The 21608-nt window shown below is 45.1% G+C and carries 26 protein-coding genes; 5 read left to right on the top strand and 21 right to left on the bottom strand.

The genetic code is table 11. The features are described 5' to 3' along the window. Positions 1–196: 196 nt before the first annotated feature. Positions 197–1117 carry an RluA family pseudouridine synthase gene (locus KQI39_RS00810; protein ID WP_216415804.1) on the top strand — a complete coding sequence of 307 codons (921 nt, stop codon included), beginning with the start codon at positions 197–199 and terminating at the stop codon, positions 1115–1117. 64 nt (positions 1118–1181) lie between these two features. On the opposite strand, the gene KQI39_RS00805 is transcribed toward KQI39_RS00810, so the two are convergent. From KQI39_RS00805 to KQI39_RS00790, 4 genes are all read right to left on the bottom strand, one after another. Continuing rightward, positions 1182–1946: a type III pantothenate kinase gene (locus KQI39_RS00805; protein WP_216415802.1), complete on the bottom strand. Its 765-nt coding sequence runs from the start codon at positions 1944–1946 to the stop codon at positions 1182–1184. Positions 1947–1978: 32 nt separating this feature from the next. Then, complete coding sequence (locus KQI39_RS00800; RefSeq protein ID WP_148448805.1) at positions 1979–2611, bottom strand: ECF transporter S component; 633 nt, start codon at positions 2609–2611, stop codon at positions 1979–1981. A 96-nt stretch (positions 2612–2707) separates the two neighbouring features. After that, on the bottom strand, positions 2708–3904 hold the full coding sequence (coaBC, locus tag KQI39_RS00795) for a bifunctional phosphopantothenoylcysteine decarboxylase/phosphopantothenate--cysteine ligase CoaBC (RefSeq protein ID WP_173761730.1): 1197 nt from the start codon (positions 3902–3904) through the stop codon (positions 2708–2710). A 14-nt stretch (positions 3905–3918) separates the two neighbouring features. Then, on the bottom strand, positions 3919–4536 hold the full coding sequence (locus KQI39_RS00790) for a peptidylprolyl isomerase (RefSeq protein ID WP_334297578.1): 618 nt from the start codon (positions 4534–4536) through the stop codon (positions 3919–3921). A 495-nt stretch (positions 4537–5031) separates the two neighbouring features. Here KQI39_RS00790 and KQI39_RS00785 point away from each other — a divergent pair, with 495 nt between their 5' ends. Next, positions 5032–5511 carry an S-ribosylhomocysteine lyase gene (locus KQI39_RS00785; RefSeq protein WP_173761732.1) on the top strand — a complete coding sequence of 160 codons (480 nt, stop codon included), beginning with the start codon at positions 5032–5034 and terminating at the stop codon, positions 5509–5511. A 124-nt stretch (positions 5512–5635) separates the two neighbouring features. Here the strand turns inward: KQI39_RS00785 and KQI39_RS00780 are convergent, their stop codons facing one another. From KQI39_RS00780 to KQI39_RS00770, 3 genes are all read right to left on the bottom strand, one after another. Beyond that, on the bottom strand, positions 5636–6124 hold the full coding sequence (locus KQI39_RS00780) for an SH3 domain-containing protein (protein WP_148448799.1): 489 nt from the start codon (positions 6122–6124) through the stop codon (positions 5636–5638). Between the two features lie 99 nt (positions 6125–6223). Then, the gene (locus KQI39_RS00775) at positions 6224–7252 is read right to left on the bottom strand and encodes an XdhC family protein (RefSeq protein WP_216415800.1); all 1029 of its coding nucleotides are present in this window, start codon (positions 7250–7252) and stop codon (positions 6224–6226) included. An 18-nt stretch (positions 7253–7270) separates the two neighbouring features. Then, on the bottom strand, positions 7271–8425 hold the full coding sequence (locus KQI39_RS00770) for an aminotransferase class V-fold PLP-dependent enzyme (RefSeq protein ID WP_216415799.1): 1155 nt from the start codon (positions 8423–8425) through the stop codon (positions 7271–7273). 81 nt (positions 8426–8506) lie between these two features. Between KQI39_RS00770 and KQI39_RS00765 the strand changes: the two genes are divergently transcribed. Further along, positions 8507–9727: a dicarboxylate/amino acid:cation symporter gene (locus KQI39_RS00765; protein ID WP_148448793.1), complete on the top strand. Its 1221-nt coding sequence runs from the start codon at positions 8507–8509 to the stop codon at positions 9725–9727. Positions 9728–9782: 55 nt separating this feature from the next. Here KQI39_RS00765 and yedF read toward each other — a convergent pair whose 3' ends face one another. From yedF to KQI39_RS00735, 6 genes are all read right to left on the bottom strand, one after another. Then, positions 9783–10394: a sulfurtransferase-like selenium metabolism protein YedF gene (gene yedF / locus KQI39_RS00760; RefSeq protein ID WP_148448792.1), complete on the bottom strand. Its 612-nt coding sequence runs from the start codon at positions 10392–10394 to the stop codon at positions 9783–9785. A 20-nt stretch (positions 10395–10414) separates the two neighbouring features. After that, positions 10415–10606, bottom strand: a complete 192-nt coding sequence (locus KQI39_RS00755; RefSeq protein WP_148448790.1) for a hypothetical protein — start codon at positions 10604–10606, stop codon at positions 10415–10417. A gap of 2 nt (positions 10607–10608) precedes the next feature. Then, complete coding sequence (locus KQI39_RS00750; RefSeq protein WP_148448788.1) at positions 10609–11253, bottom strand: GTP pyrophosphokinase; 645 nt, start codon at positions 11251–11253, stop codon at positions 10609–10611. Between the two features lie 122 nt (positions 11254–11375). Further along, complete coding sequence (locus KQI39_RS00745; protein ID WP_216415795.1) at positions 11376–12623, bottom strand: DUF1015 domain-containing protein; 1248 nt, start codon at positions 12621–12623, stop codon at positions 11376–11378. A gap of 89 nt (positions 12624–12712) precedes the next feature. Then, positions 12713–13687 (bottom strand): choloylglycine hydrolase, encoded by a 975-nt coding sequence (gene bsh, locus KQI39_RS00740; RefSeq protein ID WP_148448784.1) that lies wholly within the window; start codon positions 13685–13687, stop codon positions 12713–12715. 23 nt (positions 13688–13710) lie between these two features. Then, positions 13711–15105, bottom strand: coding sequence for an MATE family efflux transporter (locus KQI39_RS00735; protein ID WP_216415793.1), 1395 nt, complete (start codon positions 15103–15105; stop codon positions 13711–13713). 235 nt (positions 15106–15340) lie between these two features. Between KQI39_RS00735 and KQI39_RS00730 the strand changes: the two genes are divergently transcribed. Beyond that, entirely contained in the window at positions 15341–15640 is a 300-nt protein-coding gene (locus KQI39_RS00730) for a BMC domain-containing protein (protein WP_119238896.1), read from the top strand. 16 nt (positions 15641–15656) lie between these two features. After that, entirely contained in the window at positions 15657–15947 is a 291-nt protein-coding gene (locus tag KQI39_RS00725) for a BMC domain-containing protein (RefSeq protein WP_216415791.1), read from the top strand. A 365-nt stretch (positions 15948–16312) separates the two neighbouring features. On the opposite strand, the gene KQI39_RS00720 is transcribed toward KQI39_RS00725, so the two are convergent. From KQI39_RS00720 to KQI39_RS00685, 8 genes are read right to left on the bottom strand one after another with little or no spacing between them, the layout of a single operon-like run. Then, on the bottom strand, positions 16313–16900 hold the full coding sequence (locus KQI39_RS00720) for a nucleotidyltransferase family protein (RefSeq protein WP_216415789.1): 588 nt from the start codon (positions 16898–16900) through the stop codon (positions 16313–16315). Then, positions 16845–17639, bottom strand: coding sequence for a selenium cofactor biosynthesis protein YqeC (gene yqeC / locus KQI39_RS00715; protein ID WP_216415787.1), 795 nt, complete (start codon positions 17637–17639; stop codon positions 16845–16847). The genes KQI39_RS00720 and yqeC overlap by 56 nt, the downstream gene beginning before the upstream one ends. A gap of 19 nt (positions 17640–17658) precedes the next feature. Continuing rightward, positions 17659–18504: a selenium-dependent molybdenum cofactor biosynthesis protein YqeB gene (gene yqeB, locus KQI39_RS00710; protein WP_216415785.1), complete on the bottom strand. Its 846-nt coding sequence runs from the start codon at positions 18502–18504 to the stop codon at positions 17659–17661. Further along, positions 18482–19303, bottom strand: a complete 822-nt coding sequence (locus tag KQI39_RS00705; protein ID WP_216415783.1) for a DUF975 family protein — start codon at positions 19301–19303, stop codon at positions 18482–18484. The genes yqeB and KQI39_RS00705 overlap by 23 nt, the downstream gene beginning before the upstream one ends. Before the next feature lie 3 nt (positions 19304–19306). After that, entirely contained in the window at positions 19307–19906 is a 600-nt protein-coding gene (locus KQI39_RS00700; RefSeq protein ID WP_216415781.1) for a histidine phosphatase family protein, read from the bottom strand. Next, positions 19899–20279, bottom strand: coding sequence for a bifunctional adenosylcobinamide kinase/adenosylcobinamide-phosphate guanylyltransferase (locus KQI39_RS00695; RefSeq protein ID WP_216415779.1), 381 nt, complete (start codon positions 20277–20279; stop codon positions 19899–19901). The genes KQI39_RS00700 and KQI39_RS00695 overlap by 8 nt, the downstream gene beginning before the upstream one ends. Positions 20280–20306: 27 nt before the next feature. Then, the gene (gene cobS / locus KQI39_RS00690; RefSeq protein WP_216415778.1) at positions 20307–21083 is read right to left on the bottom strand and encodes an adenosylcobinamide-GDP ribazoletransferase; all 777 of its coding nucleotides are present in this window, start codon (positions 21081–21083) and stop codon (positions 20307–20309) included. Further along, a complete protein-coding gene (locus KQI39_RS00685; protein ID WP_216415776.1) occupies positions 21080–21607 on the bottom strand; it encodes a bifunctional adenosylcobinamide kinase/adenosylcobinamide-phosphate guanylyltransferase in 528 nt (175 codons plus the stop codon). The genes cobS and KQI39_RS00685 overlap by 4 nt, the downstream gene beginning before the upstream one ends. Position 21608: the final 1 nt, after the last annotated feature.

The following is a 21608-nucleotide window of genomic DNA, read 5'->3' as shown; positions in this document are numbered from 1 at the left end:
TCCTTCATTTGTCTGTATTTTATCAATCCTGCTATCTTTGACATTATACCCTTTTCCGGCACTTTTTCCAATATATTTTCTGTGTTTTTCTGCAAAACTATACAAACTCTGTCTCCGATGCTATACTGTAACAGAAATCAACAGAAACATATTCCTGTATGTTTCTGCTGCCAAAATTCAGAAAAGGACATTCTATATGCAGAGAATTATTACATATACCATTTCCCCGGAGGATTCCGGAATTTCGATTTTATCCTTTCTCCGGAACAACGGTTTTTCCAAACATATCCTGACTACCATGAAACGCGCCGATCATGCCATTCTTCTTAACGGACAACCCTCTTTTGCCAAAACGGCGCTTAAAGAACAGGACGTTCTTCGCATTCTCGTTCCTGAAGAAGCCGGATCAGAAGAGTCCATCCTTCCTGTAAAAATACCCCTGAATATTCTGTATGAAGATGAAGATATTCTGGTTCTCAATAAACCGGCGGACATGCCAGTACATCCTTCTGCCGGAAATTACGAGAACACTCTGGCCAACGGAGTCGCCTGGTACTACCGACAGCAGGGAGAAACGTTTGTATACCGCTGTATCAACCGGCTGGACCGGGACACAACTGGAGTGCTGGTTCTGGCCAAAAACCCTTTAAGTGGTGCTCTTCTTTCCACTCAGATGAAACAGCGCAGAATCCGCCGCACGTATCTTGCACTTACAGACGGAATTCCACCAGAAAAAGGGACTGTCCGTGCACCAATTGCAAGGGTAAATGACTCCGTAATTACCAGGGAAGTCAATTTTGAACGGGGCGAACCTGCTGTAACTCATTACGAGCGTCTGGCAGTCAGCAATGGATACGCTCTTGTTGAGCTCCATCTTGAAACCGGCCGGACACATCAGATCCGTGTTCATATGAACTACATCGGCTGCCCTCTGCCCGGCGATTTTCTCTATCATCCGGTATTTGACCGGATTGGCAGACAGGCACTTCATTCTTTTCAGCTGGAATTCAAGCATCCCATTACCAAAGAGCCACTGCGGTTTCTGGCACCTGTACCGGAAGACTTCCGGAAGGCCTTTACCGGAAACGGAAGATTTATCAGTCAATTCCTACCATGATACAAAAACAGCTGTCTGTATGCAGATTTTCACATACAGACAACTGTTTTCTCATTTTTCTTAATTATTTATTCTTTTCATAAATTACAAGCAGGCCTTTAAGAAGAAGATCCTCATCCAGAATAATATCCTTCTTACAGTGGGAAACAATCTTCTTTGCAAGACCGCCGGTTGCAATGACCGTTGCTTTCTCACCCAGTTCTTCTTCCACACGGTCGATAATTCCGTCAATGGCTGCCGCATTGCTGTAAAGCACACCACTCTTCATGCACTCAATCGTATTCCGTCCGATAACATGCTTTGGTGCGTCAATACTGATTCCACTTAACTGGGAAGCTCTTGCAGTTAACGCATCCAGAGATATTCCAATACCAGGAAGAATCATCCCGCCAATATACTGTTTCTTGCCGTTGACAACTGAAACTGTAGTTGCCGTACCCATATCAATTACAATAAACGGAACCGAATACTCCTTCAAACCAGCTACCGCATCCGCAACAAGATCCGCTCCCAACTGCCCAGGATTGTCCATCATAATATTCAGACCGGTTTTTACACCAGGCCCAAGCACCATGACTTCTTTTTTCAGAATTTTCTCGGCCGCCAGTTTTGCAATATTGGTAATCTGCGGAACAACGGATGAGATGATACATCCATCGATATCCGTCTTTTTAATATGATAAATATCCAGTACTGTTTTCAGATCAACGGCGTATTCCAGCTCTGTCTTTGTCCGCACAGTAGCAAGCCGTTCAATAAAATACGTCTTTTTGTCATCAATGCATCCCACAACAATGTTGGTATTTCCAATATCAATCGCTAAAATCATAATTTTCTTTTCCCGTCTTTTTTACAAAATACTTATGCTTTTTCCCGGCTGATCTGTGCTGCAGGTATCAGATGTGCCTTGGAAAGTGCTGCTCCCACTGCACCTGTAATTACTGTAGAAGAGATCATCTCACATACTGCATTGATTCCTACCATCAGACAGCAGCCGATAATAATGTTATGACCACCCATCAGATTTTTTACATAATCGGTATTTCCAAACAGTCCTACAAGCGCTGCCATAAAAAACAGGGTATTCAGAAATGCGGAAAAGAATCCTGTTACGGCACAGGCTACATAGGTATTGCTGATTTTCCGCATTCCCCGGAAAATATACCCAAGGCAGATACCATCCAGAAGACGCGGCACAAAACGCTGAATAAACGCGAATGCCGGATTAATGCCGAAGAGCACAACTCCCATTGCGCTGGAACCTCCTACGCCAATACACTGCAGAAAACTGGTCAGACCGAAAATCGCACCTGCCACGGCTCCACCTACCGGTCCGAGAACCACTGCACTGATTGCTACCGGAATCACATTAAAAGAAATGGCCAGTGGCCCGATATTCAGATATCCCAGGGGTGTGTAAGCCATAAGCAGAAGAATTGCTGCCATCAGGCCAAGTAACGTGAGCTGTGCTGTTGTAAATCTGTTGTTTTTCATTTTTTCTCCTCCTTGTTACCGTTCCGTCCGGGAAACTTCATGGAAACACAGCCTGTTCCATAGTTTCCTTACGGATACAATACGGTGATGGACTTATTAATGATTAATAAGTGAATTAATTTTATCCAGGATTTTAAGAGCTGCATCCTCCTTGCTCATAAGTGGGAGTGATACTTCCTCATCCTGTGTAATCAGGGTCAGAACATTGGTATCTCCCTGGAATCCGGCGCCTTCCACCTTCAGATTGTTGGCTGCCACCATATCCAGATTTTTCTTCTCAAGTTTGGCCCTGGAATTACCGATCATATTCTGGGTTTCCATGGAAAATCCGCAGAGGAACTGACCATCTTTTTTGTGCTGACCCAGATATTTCAGAATATCATCCGTTCTTTCAAGTTCTATGGAAACCCGATCATCTTTTTTCTTAACTTTGTTATCACTGACCTGTTTCGGACGGTAATCCGCCACTGCCGCGGCCTTGATGATAATATCCTGCTGATCGCTTCTTGTGGTCACTGCCTCAAACATATCTCTTGCAGTTGTCACAGGAACTACCTTCACAAAAAGTGGCGGTGCAATCGCAGTAGGTCCGCTTACCAGCGTGACCTCCGCGCCCCTAAGCATCGCCATTTTTGCAATGGCATATCCCATTTTTCCGGAAGAATGATTAGTCAGACAGCGAACCGGATCTATCGCCTCCTGCGTTGGCCCGGCAGTGACGAGCACTTTTTTGCCGAAAAGATCTTTCTCAAAAGCAATTTCTTTCAGGATATATTCCAGAAGAGTCTCCGGTTCCGGCATTTTTCCTGCGCCTGTATCTCCGCAGGCAAGATAACCACTGGCCGGAGTAATCACTTCATATCCATAGGAAACAAGTTTCCTGATATTATCCTGTACAATCGGATTTTCATACATGGCAGTATTCATGGCCGGCGCAAAAATCTTCTGGCACCGGCAGGCCATAACCGTTGTCGTAAGCATATCATCGGCAAGGCCATTGGCAATTTTCCCAATTACATTGGCACTGGCCGGTGCAATCATTACCACATCTGCTTTCTTTGCAATGGAAACATGCTCTACCTGGAACTGAAAATTCCGGTCAAAAGTGTCCACCAGACATTTGTTTCCGGTTAACGTCTCAAACGTAATAGGATTGATAAAATTCGTGGCATTTTCTGTCATCAGTACATGGACATCTGCATGAAGCTTATGTAATGCACTGGCCAGATATGCTATTTTGTATGCAGCAATGCTTCCTGTCACTCCGAGAAGCACCGTTTTCCCTTTTAGCATCCTTCTTCCTCCTGTCAGTCAGTCATACGAATACTTTCGATTACCGGCTGCTGATCTTTTGCTATACTGCCATTGCCATCTGTTGGTGTGACATCCTTACATATCTGATCTACAACATCCATTCCGGAAGTCACATGGCCAAATGCCGCATAATCCCCGTCCAGATATGTGGAATCAGACTGTACAATAAAGAACTGGGAACTTGCGCTGTCCGGAGCAGAACTTCTTGCCATGGAAATCGTTCCCCTTACATGGGAAATATCATTTTTTACACCATTATTGGAAAATTCACCTTTGATGGTCTCATCCGCTCCACCAGTTCCATCGCCCTTAGGATCACCACCCTGAATCATAAATCCGTCAATGATCCGATGGAAAGTCAGTCCGTCATAAAAGTTCTCCTGTACCAGTTTTACAAAATTTGTTACTGTAACAGGTGCCGTATCCGCATCCAGTTCCACATCAATCTCGCCGTAATCTTTCACTGTGATTGCTGCATGATAAGTTCCGGTAAGCTGCTGGCTGGTATCAATTACTGCAGTACCTGCTTTTTTTGCGTCCTCGGAACCATCTGAAAATCTCTCTTCTGTGCTGTCTGCTTCACTTTCTGTCAAAGTGGAATCTTCCTCCAAAGTAGAATCCGAACTGCTCTCTTCCTCCGCAGTACTTTCTTCCTGGTCTGTAAACCCAGCCTTCTCTGCTTCTTCCTCGGAAACGGCTTTCGCTGCAGTCTCTTCATCTACTGCAGTCTGGCCCTGTGTTGTCTCCTCCTCCAGAGATTCTTCCTTCTGGTCGGATGTCTTCTCAGAAGTATTCCCGCTGCTTCCGCATCCTGACAGCATGCCAGCTGTAAGAACGGTCGCAAACAATACAGATAAAACCTTGCGTTTCATAATTTATAAATCCTCCTTATCAGATCCTGAAACCGTTGATTTTCACGTTCTCAGATGAGTTTTTTTACTCTCCCCCTGTAAGCTTTCCTCAGTTTAACATTATCCTTTCACAAAGTCAACTTTACGCAGTCCTTCCCTTGTATCTCGAAAGGTTCTCTGCTAAAATAAAAGCTGCGGTACCTGGGCTTAGAATACTGCAAAAGTTATTTCAGAATCAGAAAGTGAGGAATTATCATGGAAAAAATCACAAGTTTTACCATAGACCACATCAAGCTTCAGCCAGGTGTATATGTTTCACGAAAAGATCCGGTAGGCGATCAGGTAATCACCACCTTTGATATTCGTATGACTTCCCCAAACGAGGAACCGGTCATGAATACAGCAGAACTTCATGCCATGGAACATCTGGCAGCAACTTTTCTCCGTAACCATAAGGAATTCGGACCGAAGATCATTTACTGGGGGCCTATGGGATGCCGTACAGGAAACTATCTTCTTCTTAAGGGCGATTATGAATCCAAGGACATTGTACCTCTTATGATCGAAATGTTTGAATTCATCCGTGATTTTGAAGGTGAGATTCCAGGAGCGTCTGCAAAAGACTGCGGCAATTATCTTGATATGAATCTCGGCATGGCCAAATACCTTGCAAAAAAATTCCTGAATGAAGTTCTCTATGACATCAAACCGGATCGTCTTGTATATCCGGAATAAATCCCGGAAGATTTCACGAAAATAAAGCAGACATTCTCAGTCTGTGAACATAAATAACCCGGTACTCTGCTCTGGTTTCCTTACCAGAACGCAGTTACCGGGTTTTGTTTTTTGCTTTTTTCTTTTACTGTGCTGCTGCCGTATCTGCAGTTGCCGCTCCTACCGGTGGTGTTGTGCTGACATAATCACCGGATGCATAACAGGTCTGTCCATTATAATCTACACGAATCCATCCATTATCACATACACCTGTACATTTCAGCGCTTCTCCGGAAAGTACTCCGGCCACAAATTCCGCATCTGCACTGGCATCTGAACGCAGATTTACGCCTTCAACCGCATAGTAGGTCGCATCCTGAACCTGCACATTAATGCCACTTGGAGTCTGCTCTGTAGCTGCTGCCTGTGTTGTAGAATCTGCCGCTGCTGTAGAATCTGCCGCCGCTTCTGCTTCCGGTGTCGGAGTTGCGGTTGCTTCCGGTGCCTCTGTCGGTTCCGGGGTTGGTGTGGCGTCTACAACCGTTACCACTGCATCGGTACCTTCTGTAAATCCACATCCCTGTGACATAAAAGCTGCCGCTGCTATCAAAGCCAAAATACATTTTTTCTTCATTGTTTATGGTCCTCCCTTATACGCCGGTACCGGAAAACGGTTTTCCTCCCGGCATTTCGTCCAATAACATTATCTCCAAATATACACGATTTTGGCATATTATGCAAGTCCCAGCATATTCTTCCCCGCATTCACAGGCTCAAAAAGGACTCTCACCGTTCCCCCGCAGATCATACCTAGATCCCCTTTTCCCTGTCCAAGTTCATAAATCCTGGTTTCCACAGCTTGCACCTGGGACGCATATTTTCCGGCCTCAAATTCTACTTTTCCACCGCCGATACTTCCAACAGTTCTTCCATCCCGGAATACAAACATCTTGCTTCCGGTTCCGCGTGGAGAAGATCCTTTTTTTTCAATAATAGTAACCATGGTTCCTGCTGCTCCAAGGCGGATCGCCGCCTCCACTTCTTCATCGCAGTAAGTGCGGAAATGTCTGTTTTTTTCCTGGACAATTTCTGCCATAATACTTACCGCAATCTCTGCCGGCATCTGTCCTCCAATTGGCAGGCCGATAGGAGCATGAATGCTGTTCACCTGATCTTCTGTGAAACCCTCTGCCAGAAGTTTTTCCCGGGTAATCCGCACCTTTGTTTTGCTTCCGATCATTCCAAAATAAGCAAACGGTCTTTTTAAAATTGCTCTTGCACAGGCAGAATCCCCGAGATGGCCTCTTGTCACAACTACATACCAGGCATTTTCGTAAGGAGGAATTTTCTCCGGTAAAGTTTCAAAATCGCCGGTAATCCTCTCGTCTGCCTGCGGAAAACGTTCTTTCGTTACAAAATCCTCACGGTCGTCCATCACCGTTATATGAAATCCCAGAAGCTTTCCGATCTCCGCTACCGGAATAGATACATGTCCTCCGCCAAGAATAACCAGTCTTGGATTCTTCTCATAGGTTTCCACGAAAATTTCCTGATTCCCCACTTTCACAACGCCGGTCTCCACCGCGTCTGCCACTGTTTTTTTCAGTAATTCTCCGGCTGTTTCTTTCGCCTTTTTTCCATCGGGATAAAAAAAGCAGTCCTCCTCTGCCAGATACTTAAGCCCCGTTTCCTCGCCGTTCAGGAAAATTCCTGTCTTTACACGTCCTCTTTTTTCTACCACATCGTATATTTTCTGGTACATACATTCTGTCCTTTCTTTTCAGTCTTCGATCCCTGCTGCCAGTTCTCCAAGTGCCGCAGCTGCCGCGTCAATTTCTTCCTCTGTATTAAAATAGGAAAAACTGAACCTCACAGCCCCTGTTTTTTCTGTGCCCAGGGCTTTATGCATAAGCGGCGCACAGTGTCCGCCGGAACGTACACTGATTCCGTAATCCTCTCCCAGAATCATCCCAACTTCCGCGGATCCTTCTCCTTCAAGATTCAAGCTTACTACCGGAGATCGGTCTTCCTGGGAAAACTCCCCATACACGGTGACTCCGGGAATTTTTTTTACCTGGTCATAAAAACGCCACATCAGCATCTGCTCTCTTTTTCGGATTGTATGGATTCCGGTTTTCTGTATCCATTCAAGAGAAGCCCGTAATCCTGCGATTCCGTGGCTGTTGAGGGTACCGGCTTCCAGTGATTCCGGCATGTCAGATGGATGTTCTTTCTGAAAGGTTAAAATTCCACTTCCTCCCACTTTCAGAGGTTCCACCAAAATCCCTGGCCGCACACAGATGGCCCCAGTCCCTTGCGGTCCCATCAGTCCCTTATGTCCGGAAAAACATAAAATATCAATCTGATCTTTTTTCATGGAAATCGGAAAAACTCCTGCTGTCTGTGCAGCATCCACAATAAAAAGGATTCCATGTTTCCTGGCAATCGCTCCTATGGAACGGATATCATTACAGTTTCCGGTAAGATTCGATGCATGCGTACATACAATTGCTTTCGTCTCCGGGCGGATTGCCGCTTCCAGATCATCCACAGAAATCCTGCCTTTTCCATCCGCCGGAAGAATGGTCAGATCCATTCCTCTTTTCTCTAGCGCATAAAGAGGCCGGAGCACACTGTTATGATCCATCTCCGTACAGATCGCATGGACTTTTTCTCTTTCCGGATGCAGAATCCCAAACAGTGCAGTGTTTAACGCCTCTGTCGCGTTTGCGGTAAATGCCACACATTCCGGTCCTTCCACATCAAATAACTGTGCAATTTTGCATCTTGTATCAAAAATAATCCGTGAAGCTTCCATAGCCTCTCCACTGCTTCCTCTTCCACTGTTTCCTGCCTGCTGCATGGCTTCCACCACAGCCCTGGCCACACAGTCCGGTTTGTGAAAACTTGTAGCAGCGTTATCCAGATAAATCATGTCAAATCTCCTTGTGCTTTTTATAAAAAAATCTTATAATTGGTTTTGGCTTTATTTTATACTATCAGAGGAGGTTTTCCAATGAAAAAAGGATCTTTTTTCAAAAGTCTGCCTTTTAAACTCCTTGTTGCTGTAATCCTGGGTATCCTCTCCGGGCTTGTTCTGAACCGGTACAGCACAAACGGAATTTCCATGGCAGTTCTCAATATTGTTGTCACAGTCAAGTACATTCTGGGCCAGATCATCACCTTCTGTGTTCCGCTGATCGTTCTTGGTTTTATTGCCCCCTCCATTACCAAGCTCGGAAAAAATGCTTCCGTAATGCTGGGTGTTGCTGTAGTCCTTGCCTACGGTTCTTCCATCGGTGCGGCACTTTTTTCCACAGCGTCCGGATTTTTTATTATTCCGCATCTGTCCATTCATTCCTATGCGGCAGGGCTGAAACAGCTGCCGGAAGTAATCTTCGAACTGGAGATCCCGCAGATCATGTCGGTTATGAGTGCTCTTGTTTTTTCTGTCATGATCGGCCTGGCTGCCACCTGGACAAAAGCGAAACTGGTCACCGGTCTTTTGGATGAGTTCCAGAAAATCGTTCTGGCTCTGGTGTCAAGGATTATTATTCCGATTCTTCCGCTGTTCATCGGTTCTACTTTCTGTGGACTTGCCTATGAAGGTACAATTACCAGACAGCTGCCTGTTTTCCTGGAGATCATCGTGCTGGTTCTTGCCGGACATTTCATCTGGATGGCTCTTCTGTACATCCTGGCCGGAATCTATTCCGGTGAAAATCCTCTGGAGGTTGTCCGGCACTACGCACCGGCTTATCTGACTGCTGTAGGAACCATGTCTTCTGCCGCAACACTGGCTGTAGCCCTTCAGTGTGCCTCCAGGGCAAAACCGCTTCGTAAAGATCTGGTAAATTTCGGAATCCCGTTGTTTGCAAATATCCATCTCTGCGGTTCCGTTCTTACAGAAGTTTTCTTCTGTATGGCTGTTTCCAAGATCCTGTACGGTTCTGTTCCAACGCCAGGCACTATGGTTCTGTTCTGTCTGCTCCTTGGTGTATTCGCTATCGGTGCTCCGGGCGTTCCTGGCGGAACGGTTATGGCATCCCTTGGTATCATTACCGGCGTGCTGAAATTTGACAGTTCCGGTACTGCTTTGATGCTTACTATTTTTGCACTGCAGGACAGCTTCGGTACTGCATGTAATGTAACCGGAGACGGTGCCCTGACGCTGATGCTTACCGGTTATGCAAAACGTCATAATATTGAAGAACAGAATATTGATATTGAATTATAAAGATTTCAAAAATGCCGCAGACTCCGAAAAATCTGCGGCATTTCCATATTCTGTTTTATGGGCGGATTACTTTACCGGCTTTCGTAAGTTTCTCTGCAATGGCATACATGTTCGTCACGGTTCCCACTGCCGGCTCTTTCAGCCCGTAGAAGTTCACACAGGTTCCACAGGTCAGGATCTCACAGCCCTGTTCCTGCAACGTTTTCAAATCTTCAATGCATGGGGAATCCGAAGCAGTAAGCTTCGCTCCTCCATTATAAAAAAGCATTACAGACGGCGGTGTCTCAAGCTGTGTCAGAGCATACACAAAGCCTTTGATAAGGATCGCACCAAGCTCCGGATCTCCGTCTCCCATCTTATCAGAAGTGATGGCCACTGTATAATCTCCCTGTGGTGCAGCCGGTGTGCAGACAATTTCCGGTTCTGCGGCAGTTCTGGCCTGTACATCGGATTTCACTACCATATGGATTTCATAACCGCCTTCCGTCTTTCTGGAAACAAAACTGCATCCGGTACTTCCGGCAAGTCTGCTTAAGTTGTTTACTGCGGTCTCATTATCCACAAGAACCTGGATCTCATCTCCCTGTTCTGCTTTATCCAGAACTTTTTTTGTCATTACGACAGGGATCGGGCACTGTTTACCCATTGCATCTACTGTATGTTTCATATTTCTTTCCTCCCTGAAATTTATTTCTGCTCCAGTTCATGTGCCTGCCTGAAAATTTCGCAGGCTCCTGTATTCACACAGCGTTCATGTGCACAGTCCATAAAAGTCAGCTCTCTACTTCCGTCTTCCCGCTGTGTATACTCACAGCATACCGTCTCTCCGCCATTCATAGTGCGGCAGAATCCGGAGATAAATTCTTCTTCAATTTCCATTGTTATCCCTCTGCCGGAGCATCCACAACCTCAGAAGGTGTGATCTCCTCCAGCATTCCAGTCTCATTATACGCTTCAAACTGTTCTTCGATCTTTCCCAGGATATCTGCATACTGACAAAAAGCTTCTGCCAGCTCTTCCCTGTGTTCCGGAAGTTTCTTGTAACAGACACGGTGCTCCATACTTGCCCACAGATCCATGGTCATGGTACGCAGCTGTATCTCCACTGGAAAATATTCCATTGTATCCAGATAATAAACCGGTACGGCAATAATCACATGATAGCTTCTGTAACCGTTAGGTTTCGGATTCTGTATGTAATCCTTCTCCCGGATGAAAATCAGTTCACTCTGTCTCTTAAGCGCATTTACAAGGTTATAAATATCATCTATAAAATAGCAGATCACACGGATTCCGGCTATATCCCGGAGATAATCCTTGGCATTCTGCACACTGTCCGAATGTCCCAGCTTCTCAAGCTTCTTCTCGATGCTTTTTTTGGCTTTGATCCGTTCCTGAATGTTATGGATCGGAGATATGGAAGACTTCTGGTACAGACTTCCATTCAGCACCTCCAGCTTGGCCCGCATGATCTGGCATGCATTCTGATATGGCTGGATACAATCGTAATACTGTTCGTTTGTCATGAAAACCCCTCTTTCTCATTTGCTCACCATGGTTTATATCTTATAAAATAAATGTGAGCAATCTGTAGTAATTTCCTAAGATTTTCCTGACCATTTTATTAAAATTCTATAAAAAACTATTGTCAATCTGAAAGTTTGTGGATAAAAAGACCACTTCGAAGCTTCGGCTCAAACCATGTGCTCTTAGGCGGCATCAGTTTTCCTTCATCTGCAATCGCCATCAGTTCTTCCATCGAAGTCGGATACATGGCAAAAGCAGCGCCACCGGTTTCATCTGCAGCCGCAGCCAGATCTTTCAGTTTGTGATTTCCTCCCATAAAACAGATTCTCTCATCTGTACGCGGATCTTCAATCCCAAGTACCGGTCCCAGAACCTTATCCTGAAGAATGGATACATCCAACTGTCCTACGCTGTCTTTCTTGGCATAAACATCCGGATATGCTTTCAGATGGAACCATTCCCCATCCACATAGAGACCAAAGCAATGCTTTTCTACCGGTTTGCATGGAAATCCCGGCATTGCCATCAGTTCAAAATTAAACTTCATACTTCCGATGAAAGCTTTCGGTTCCATACCTTTAAGATCTTTTACAATTCTGTGATATGGAAGGATTGTCAGCTGATCATACGGGAATACTACGGACAGGAAAAAGTTAAATTCTTCTTTTCCTGTGTAATCCGGATGTTCTTTTCTTCGTTTCTGTCCTACTTTTACGGCAGACGCTGCTCTGTGATGGCCATCTGCAATATAGATGGAAGAAATTCCACCAAAAAGGCTGTGGATCTTCTGAATGTTCTCCTCCTCATCCACGATCCATACCCGATGTGTAATTTCATCTTCGGAAGTAAAATCATATACCGGTTCATGACTGTTTTTCCAGTTTTCCATCAATACAAGAAGTTCTTTTGGATATCTGCAGGCAAGAAAGATCGGGCCTGTATTGGCATCACAGATATCCACGTGGTGGATTCTGTCCTGCTCTTTGTCCTCTCTTGTCAGTTCATGCTTCTTGATCACACCATTCATGTAATCATCGATAGAGCTGACGCCCACGATTCCTGTCTGGGATTTTCCCTTCCGGATCAGTTCATACAGATAATAATTCGGTTTTTCATCCTGTATCAGCGTTCCCTCTGCCTGAAAACGGTCCAGGTTTTCCTTTGCCTTTTGATAGACTTCTGCATCATAAAGATCAATCTCCGGATCCAGATCCATTTCCGCTCTGTCTACATGTAGGAAAGAATAGGGATTTTTTTCGCCAATTTCACGCGCTTCCTCTCTGCTTACTACATCATAGGGAAGTGCTGCCACTTTTTCCGCTTTTCCCTCAGTGGGTCTCACTGCCCGAAATGCCTGAAATAAAGCCATTGTGTTCTCCTCTCGTTCCTGTCCGCTTTCTCCGGACAGTCATAAAATCATCCTGCTTATTCTAGCACATACAAAAAAACTCTGCAATTTTAATTCTGCATACAGATTTTTTCGCCCTGAAGAACCGGATATCTCACAGGCACAGTCCCATCCAGATCTTCATGGTGCATATCAACTGCAGAAATCTGATGATTTTCGTAAGTTGTATAATAATAAATTCCTTTATCACAGTTACAGCAGGAGGTATAAAGAGTAATCTCATATTTTCCTGGTTCTACCTCACAGCATCCTCTCTGCTGGTCAACAGACCCCAGGATATGAAAGAACTGGCTGACGCTTTCTTCCTCGGAATCTCCGGAAAAAGAATGGTCTTTCACAAACGCTACTCTTGCAAACCTGGATGCAGAAGAAAGATCTCCCGGAAGTCCCAGCGCTCCCATACCACGGCTGTAGGTTTTTAATCCCAGCGATTCAGAAAAATGATTTTCCGGCTGTCTGGGAGAAAGATGCATATAATTATTCAGCATAAACATCTGCTGGTCAAAAGGCGGATTATTGGTAAGGACTCCTGCCGGATTATCCCAGACGTGAAGACCGTCCGCCATAGATTCCACTGTGATCGATTCTTCTTTATCCGCTATGATCCAGTGAAGCTGTGCACAGGGAAGCATTTCACTGAAGGGAGTTTTTACAAGATTGATCTTTTTCAGGAGATCTTTTGCCTCCTGCACAGTGGCACATTTACCAAGGATCCAAGGAATGAATTCAAACTGTGCCACATTTTCTTTTCCATTTTCCACCACATTATATACAGCGTTTCCAACAAAATTAAGGCCTGCCATTCCAAGACCTTTTTCATTGACAGCATCATAATAAAGTGGATAATCTCCTGCCACGTGAGCCATGCCTATGATCGCATAATGGCTAGAAAGTTTCTCCATATGCCGGAACTCAAATGTATAATTTCTCGGTGTGATGGTGATCTCATCTCCATAAGAGAATTCGTAATCCAGTGTTCTTCCGAAGTAAAAGTCTTTTGTCTTATAAGTTGCTGCTGTACACATAAACTGTTCTCCTTTTTGTTATTTTATATCTTCTGCCTGTTAGTTTGTTTTTCCCCGGTTCCCGGCTTTCCATTCAGTTCCGGCAAAACCGTTGCCAGCATGGTAAAAAAGCATGCACAGCCGCCTACCAGATTGGAAATCGGTTCTGCCCAGAATACACCGTCTGTTCCCAGTCCTCTCACATAGGGAAGCAGGATCGTCAGGGGAACGACTATGATCGCTTTTCGAAACAGTGAAAAAAAGGTCGCTTTTTTTGCTTTTCCAAGTGCGACAAATACACTCTGTCCCGTAAATTGAAGTGCCATAAAGCAGAATCCGAAAAAATAAATATGCAGTGCCGGAACACCCTTTTCAAGAAGTTCCGGATCGCTGTTAAATATACGGATAAAAAATTCCGGCATCACTTTCAGGATTCCCCAGCCTGCCATTGTATAAACAATACAGACTACTGTGATAAATTTAATGGCCTTTTTGATCCTGTCGTACGCCTTTTCCCCGTAGTTAAAGCTCATAACTGGAGACGCTCCCGTGGTCAGTCCATGAACTGGCATAGTAAAAATGTCCCTGACAGAGTTTAAGACTGTCATAACACCTACATAGATATCTCCACCCCAGGTCTGAAGTGTTGCATTACAGACCACCTGCACAAGACTGTTGGTAAAAGCCATAAAAAATCCGGACATACCAAGGCTTACAATATCAGCCACTCTTTTCCAGGAAATCTTCATGGCACTTTTTTTGAGATTTAAAACCGCCTTTTTCCCACAGAGGAATCTTAATACCCACACAGCTGAACAAAACTGTGAAATGATCGTAGCCACTGCCGCGCCTCGGACTCCCAAATGTAATCCAAAGATAAACAACGGGTCCAAAACGATATTTAATACTGCTCCGATCAGAATTGTAAACATTCCTGTATTTCCAAATCCCTGGCTGTTGATAAAAGGATTCATTCCCAGTGTGATCATTACAAACAGTGTTCCCAAAAGATAGATCTTTATGTAACTGGCAGCATAGGGAAACGTAACATCACTGGCTCCGAACGCATAAAGGATCGGCCTGTAAAAAACAAGCCCGATCACGGTAAGGACCATGCCTGTACCAATCAGCATCACAAATGTATTTCCCATCAGCATTTCTGCTTCTTTTTCATTGCCTCTTCCCCGTTCCATGGAACAAAGTGGAGAACCGCCATTTCCGAACAGATAGGTAAATGCTGTGATCAGTGTTATGATGGGAAAACACAGTCCCACACCAGTCAGTGCGGTCGCCCCGATCTCCGGGATCCTTCCGATATAGATCCGATCTACAATATTATATAGGAGATTCAGTATCTGCGCGATGATCATCGGTACCGCCACTTCCATGATATTGCGATATACATTTCCTTTCGAAAAATCCGTTTGATGCGTTTGCATTTTTACACCTTCTCAGTAATTTTTAATATTTTTACTATACTATATATAAAAATCAATGTAAATATCCTGTCGTTTTTTGCCGACATAATGTTTTCTTATGACAGATTCTTTTATTTATTTCTTGTTATTTGTGACGGAATCGTTTATAATAAAACCATAAAAACGGAAATGATTCCACGTACAATCGGTCAAAAAACCACACCACGGAGAATCAACCCCGAACGGAGGTATTTTTATGGATAATAATTACAGCGGCATGGCCGTAGGTGTCTTTGAGCTGGATAACCTGGTTGCCTGTTTCGTTGCCCTTGATGCTGCTTCCAAGGCAGCTAATGTTAAGATTCAGAGTGTTGAACGTAACCGTCTAAAAAGCGGTGCCTGCGTAAAGATGCGTGGTTCTGTATCTGATGTAAATGCAGCTATGGAGGTTGCGCTGGAAGCAGCTAAGCCTCTTGGTAAGGTCGTTTCTCATACTGTGATCGCTTCTCCTTCTGAGGATACAGAGATTGCGCTGAAAATGACGATCAACAAGTAAAGGGGGAGACTGATTTATGAATTATGGTGCTTTTGGTTTAGTTGAGGTTGTCGGCAGCAGCAATGCGATTCTTGTGATCGATCAGATGCTGAAGACTTCTGATGTTTCTTTTCTTACATGGCAGACGAAATGTGGTGGCCATGCCACTGTTTTTCTGACTGGTGATGTTTCTGCTGTGACTGCTGCTGTAGACAGTGTGAGGGGGAATCCTCCCTGTGAGATCGTGGCTTCTGCAGTGATTTCCAATCCTTCTGAGGAGACGGTTCGGTTGGCTGAGGAAGAGGCGGCTAGGAATCATTTTATGTAAGTAATAATAAATAAAAGTATGATAGACGTACGTACGCAGGGAACCGCCCTGGCGTATCGGGAAAGGCTTCGTCGTCCGCTGAATTCTAAGGCGCTGCGGCTTCTGCTAAAACCATTCCCAAAAGTTCTGAACTCGCGTCCAGACGCTCAGGCAGCAGACCTTTTGGGAATAACGCAGAAACCACACCACCTAAGAATCAGCAGGACTCCTGCAGAACATCCCGATACGCCAGGGCGGTTCCCTGCTGGCTTTCTTTTTTCCGGTAATAAGTCTAGCCGGCTACTTACTTGTTGTAGTTAGTATATACAAAAGCGTAAATTATAGTCCAAAAGCCTCTCGCTGCCACCACTAAATTCCCAGGTACCTCACCGGCGTCCGTCCGCCATCACATCTACATCCATCATTTCCATCCCATCCAACACCCTCATTATCGCCACATCCCCCCGATTCCGCACAACCACTCTCTTCCCCCCAACATCCCCCTCAAGTCCCATCAGCTCCCCATAATACCTCTCCGAAAATACACAAGGATTCCCAAGCTTCCCCTCATACTCCACACAGGCAATCCCTTTCCCCTCTCTCAAAAATACCCCAACCAGTGCCAGGATCGTCTCCCCCCGGAGCCACGGCTGATCAGCCACTGTAAACAGACAGGCATCCATCTCCCGATTTCTCCTGAGCCCAATTTTCAGAGAAGAAGAAATCCCCTCATCCGGATGTAGATTATAAAGCACCTGTGCACCACATTTTTCCGTTTCTGCCGCTATCTCGTCATACTGTGTTACCACTGTGATCTCACAGCTATGCCCCTGCTCTTTCAGCACTTTTCTCACTTTCATAAGTTCTGAAAGAATATGCCGGTACATTGGTTCTCCTTCAATGGTATACAAAAGCTTATTACTCCCAAACCGTCTGCTGTTTCCTGCTGCCAGCATGATCAGTCCCAGCTTCATCTCTCATTTCCTCCTTATTCCATGAAACTTCCGGCATATTTCCTGCCGGCCGCATCGTCTCTTTCAGACTTCCACACACTGCTTCTAGGCCCGCTTCCCGACACTTTTTAATGATATTTTCAGCCACGTCTGAAGATTCCAGCACATCTGCCTTGTTAAAATATACCAGAAAACTTTTTTCACCTACATTTTTACGCAATCCATCTTCTGCTGCCGCAATCTTTACAACGTCTTCCCACATCACCAGCTCTTCTGTCTTTTTCTGCAAAAATTCCGCTACATCATCCGGGCGATGAGCCGTATCACAGATCTTTTTTCCAATGCAATCCAGCCCTGTCACACCCACTACAACATCCGCAAATTCCGGAATTACCGGTTCGTGCACAGCAGGAACCTTCAAAGGTAATCGCTTCGCTCCATCTGCTTCTACAAGAAGAAGATCACAAAAACCGGACAACCTTTTCAGAGTTTCCGGTTCAGGACCGGAAATCTTCGGCTGTCCGGCTTTATGTTTCGCCGCAATCACATATCCATATTGTTCTATAAGCCGGCAGAGTTCCTCTGTATCCTCTGCATCTGCAAAAGGACGCTTCGGTTCCCATGCCATGTGGGTGGTTGTTGTCACGATCACACGTTTTCCCTGACTGGAAAATTTTTTTGCCAGATAAAAGATCAGACTGGTTTTTCCTCCGCCTCCTGTAAAAGCAGCTGTCAGAGCTCCTTTTTCTTTTCTGTTCATGACATAACCCCGCCTGTTTTTAATTTTTTTCTGTTGTGGTATCCGGGAGTATCCCGCAGGATAGCAGTACTTCCAGTACCCCTCCGGCAATGCATCTTGCCTTATCCGAAATCGTAAAGCAGTTTTTCTTCTGTTCCGCTCTTGGATCGATATCTGCAATTTTCATCCCTTTAAAAACAGGATAACCGTCACGGATCAGTCCCCGGATCACTCCGGATATTGTTGCTTTTACAGGAACATCCCCGACCATGGCAATGATCTGGTCTTTTTCTACGATATCTGCGATCCTGCTGATATTTTTCATTTCACCAGCCGCCGGTGAATGGATCACTCTTTCTTTTCCGATTCCTGCGATTAGACCAGGCACACCTGTGTTTGGAAGTGCACTGCCTTCTTTTATGATCCTTCCCAGATTATGGCCTCTCATGGTTTCGATCACATAATCCACATCTTCCCCTGCAGTAAATCCAGGCCCAAGACCTACGGTCACTGGTGCCATATCTCTGTTTGTCCCAAGATTTTTTTTTGCAAGGATCGCATCGATTACTGCTGCCGGTGAAAGTTCCCGGATATGTTTTCCCTCCGTATCTGTCAGAAGAGGAATTTCTCCTTTTTCCCAGCACCTTCTACACTGTGCCGGAATTTCCGTTTCCGGGATCCGTCTGCACACAACGCCTTCCACTTCCGAAGTTCCGTCATAAACAGCTTCACAGAAAGCCACATGACGACGGATAGCGCTTGGCCGGTCACATTCCAGAATCAGAATGTGATAGCCGCTCTGGTGGAGTTTATGGATCACACCGGTGGCAAGATCCCCGCCGCCACGTACAAGGATCATTTTATCAGTTATAATAGAAGTTTCCATTTTCATACACCTGCTGTCCGTTATTTCCCGGCATTCCTGTTGCCAGAGTATCGTAAAGTTCCGCATAGGTTGCATCCTGATATGGAGATACATAGAACAGACCTACCAGTCCAAATGTGATCGTGGAAAGGATATTCCACGGAATGAAGGAAAGATCCAGAACAAACGTATTCCACTTCTGTCCATACATCATATCACGGCTTCTTGCAAAAACTTCTTTTCTGTCCATATCCGGATATTCTGCAAGAAGATACGGAACCATCTTATATTCATAAGACTTTATGATTCCCGGGATAATAAACAGTAAGGTCCAGAGAAATGTAAACAGATCCCTGAAAAACATGGTCTTTACTACATTTCCATAATATCCGGAACGAAATGCGCTGAGCAGTTTGCCGACACCTGGAACTGCATACAGATTTTCAATATAAAAACTGCGCCCTCCTACTTCAAATACATTGCACACAAAAATTTTAAGTAATATCCCGACCAGTGCCGCTGCAACAACTACTCCGGCTCCTACCAGTGCAAAAATCAGTGCCCACGGAGAATACGATCCGCCAAACATATGGCCTGCATAGGAACTGAAGCCATCGGAATGATAGGTATTGACCTGATAACTGTAATCTGAATTCATCACATTGCCGGCACCACTTTGAGCTGCGCCTTTTCCGCCGGATGCCAGCACGATAGCAAGCACCAGACTGACCAGAACTGCGGACCAGTAATTTTTTCGGAAAGCCTGTTTTGCACGCCATTTCAGATCACTGCGTGTCCAGCTGATTATCCGTCCATTCATTTTTTAACCCTCCATATATGCTTCACAGACTGTAAACTCTCTGCGTTCTTTTTGCCAGAGATCCGGGTCCAGTTCAACCAGATAACCGCCGCCGTTTTTTACATGCCATTCATAAAACGGTCTGTGTCTGTCTGCATATTCTTCCATAATATTCATAATGGTTCCGCCATGAATCACCAGCGCCGCTGTATCCACATTTTTTCGGATACACTGTGTCACAGCTTTCTGAAATCCTGTAAGGCTTCGATGTTTAAAGACTTCTCTACTCTCTCCGCCCGGAAACGGCATTGTTCCATTGCTGTCGATCCATTTCTGATAATTTTCATTTCCGGCAAGCTCTTTGTAATTTTTATTCTCAAACTCTCCAAAATCACATTCCGAAAGCTCTTCTATAATGTGAAGCTGTTTTCCCGGAAAAAGGATTTCTGCTGTTTCCACACAGCGGAGAAGCGGACTTACAAACAGCTCCTCCGGCATGGGATAGGAAATTTTTTTCAGAAATTCCCGGCCTTCATCACTCAGCGGCTCATCCGTGGTACCGATATAACGTGAAAGTTTGTTTCCCGGAGTCTGGCCATGACGTATCAGATATAATTTAATCATTTTTCAGCACCATCCCGATTCCACATACAACTCTTGTAACCTTGCTGCTTTTTCCCGCAAGTTCCGTACAAACACGGCCTACAGCCTCCCGATACTGCCGTTCAAAAGCATCAGCCGGAACGATTCCGTATCCTACTTCCTCACAGACCAGAACCACACCCGGATTTTTCTCCGCAAGCTTTTCTGCAAGGCCTGACAGATCCGCACCTGCTTTCAGGCACTTTCTTATGTACTGGTGAAAACCGAGAACTCCTTCTGCTTCCAGAAGTTCCTCCTCTGTAAGCTCCGCACCACATTTCCATTTCACATCAGGAAACTGTTTTTTTGCATAACTGCTTTTTCCCTGATAGGCACCGCCGATTATCATTTCCATATCTTTTTACCTCATTCCATTTTCATTTCACAGAACAACTATACCACTTACGCCCAGCACCAGAGCCATCACAACTTCACAGATACAGAGGAAAAAGCCTGAAAGATCTCCAGTCGTTCCTCCAAAATATTTCATGGCCATATGATGATACCACCAGAATACCAGCAGTGCTGTTCCTGCTGCAAGTACACCTTTTACTGGATTGATCCATATCATCAATACTGCCAGTGCCGCAAACATCATGGCCAGAACATTTCGTGCCACAATCTCTGATGCATTTCTGGAAAATTCTGCTACGGTTCCATCTGTCCTTGCTTTTGGAAATATGATCACACCAATTCCGGAAAGACATCTGGACATCATAAATCCAATGCTCATGATACAGATTCCATCGTGATCACCAAGCAACTGTTTCCAGGCACCCAGCCACAGAATAAAATAAACGCAGGCTGTGATAATGGCAAATGCCCCTGCATGAGAATCTTTCAGAATCTCCAGTCTTCTTGTACGCTCCTGCCAGGAACTTAACGCATCTGAAGTATCCAGAAGTCCGTCCACATGGATCCCGCCTGTGACAAAAACCGGGATCACAGTAAGGATCACTGCAAGAAAAAACGGCTCCATCTGTACATGGCTTCCCAGCACATATCCCACAAGCCAGGTCAGAATACCGATGGCTGTTCCTACAAAAGGAAAGAAACACATCATGTACTTCATGTTTTCTTTATTCCAGTCTACCATAGGTGTGGGAATCTTAGAAAACATGGCAAATGCCGCTTTAAAACTGTTCCATACACTTTTCATGCTTTCTCACCACCTTTATGCCAGACCGGGATTCCGTATACCACTTCTACAACAGCATCCGCCATCTCAGCCAGATTGCAATTAATCTGTCCCAGCTGTTCCTTATATTTTTCAGATTCTCCTTCATAGAGAATTCCATCGGAAAAAATTTCGTTGGTAACGATCACCACGTGTTCTGCCTGTGAAAGAAGGTTTCTTACTCCTTCTGTGATCTTTTCGGAAACCTCCGGATGGAATCCATCTTCCCGGAACATTTCATTTGCCACCAGATTGGACATACATTCCAGAAGCACGACACAGTTTTTGGGAAGTATCAGCTCATCCAGCTCTGTGTATCTCTCAATGGTCTCAAAACCTTTTCCTGCCCGCATCCGGCGATGTCTTCGAACGCGACGGTGACTTTCCTCATCAAAAGCCTGCATGGTGGCAATATAGATCCTTCTCGCCTCTCCAAAAGAAAGTACCCTGTCCTCCGCAAAAGCAGACTTTCCGCTTCCGCTGCCTCCTGTTACAACAACCAGCATC

Source organism: Blautia sp. MSJ-36 (assembly GCF_018917985.1).
Classification (GTDB): Bacteria; Bacillota; Clostridia; order Lachnospirales; family Lachnospiraceae; genus Blautia_A.
The sequence above is the reverse complement of the archived record's forward strand: the minus strand, read 5'-3'. Positions and strand labels throughout refer to the sequence as shown.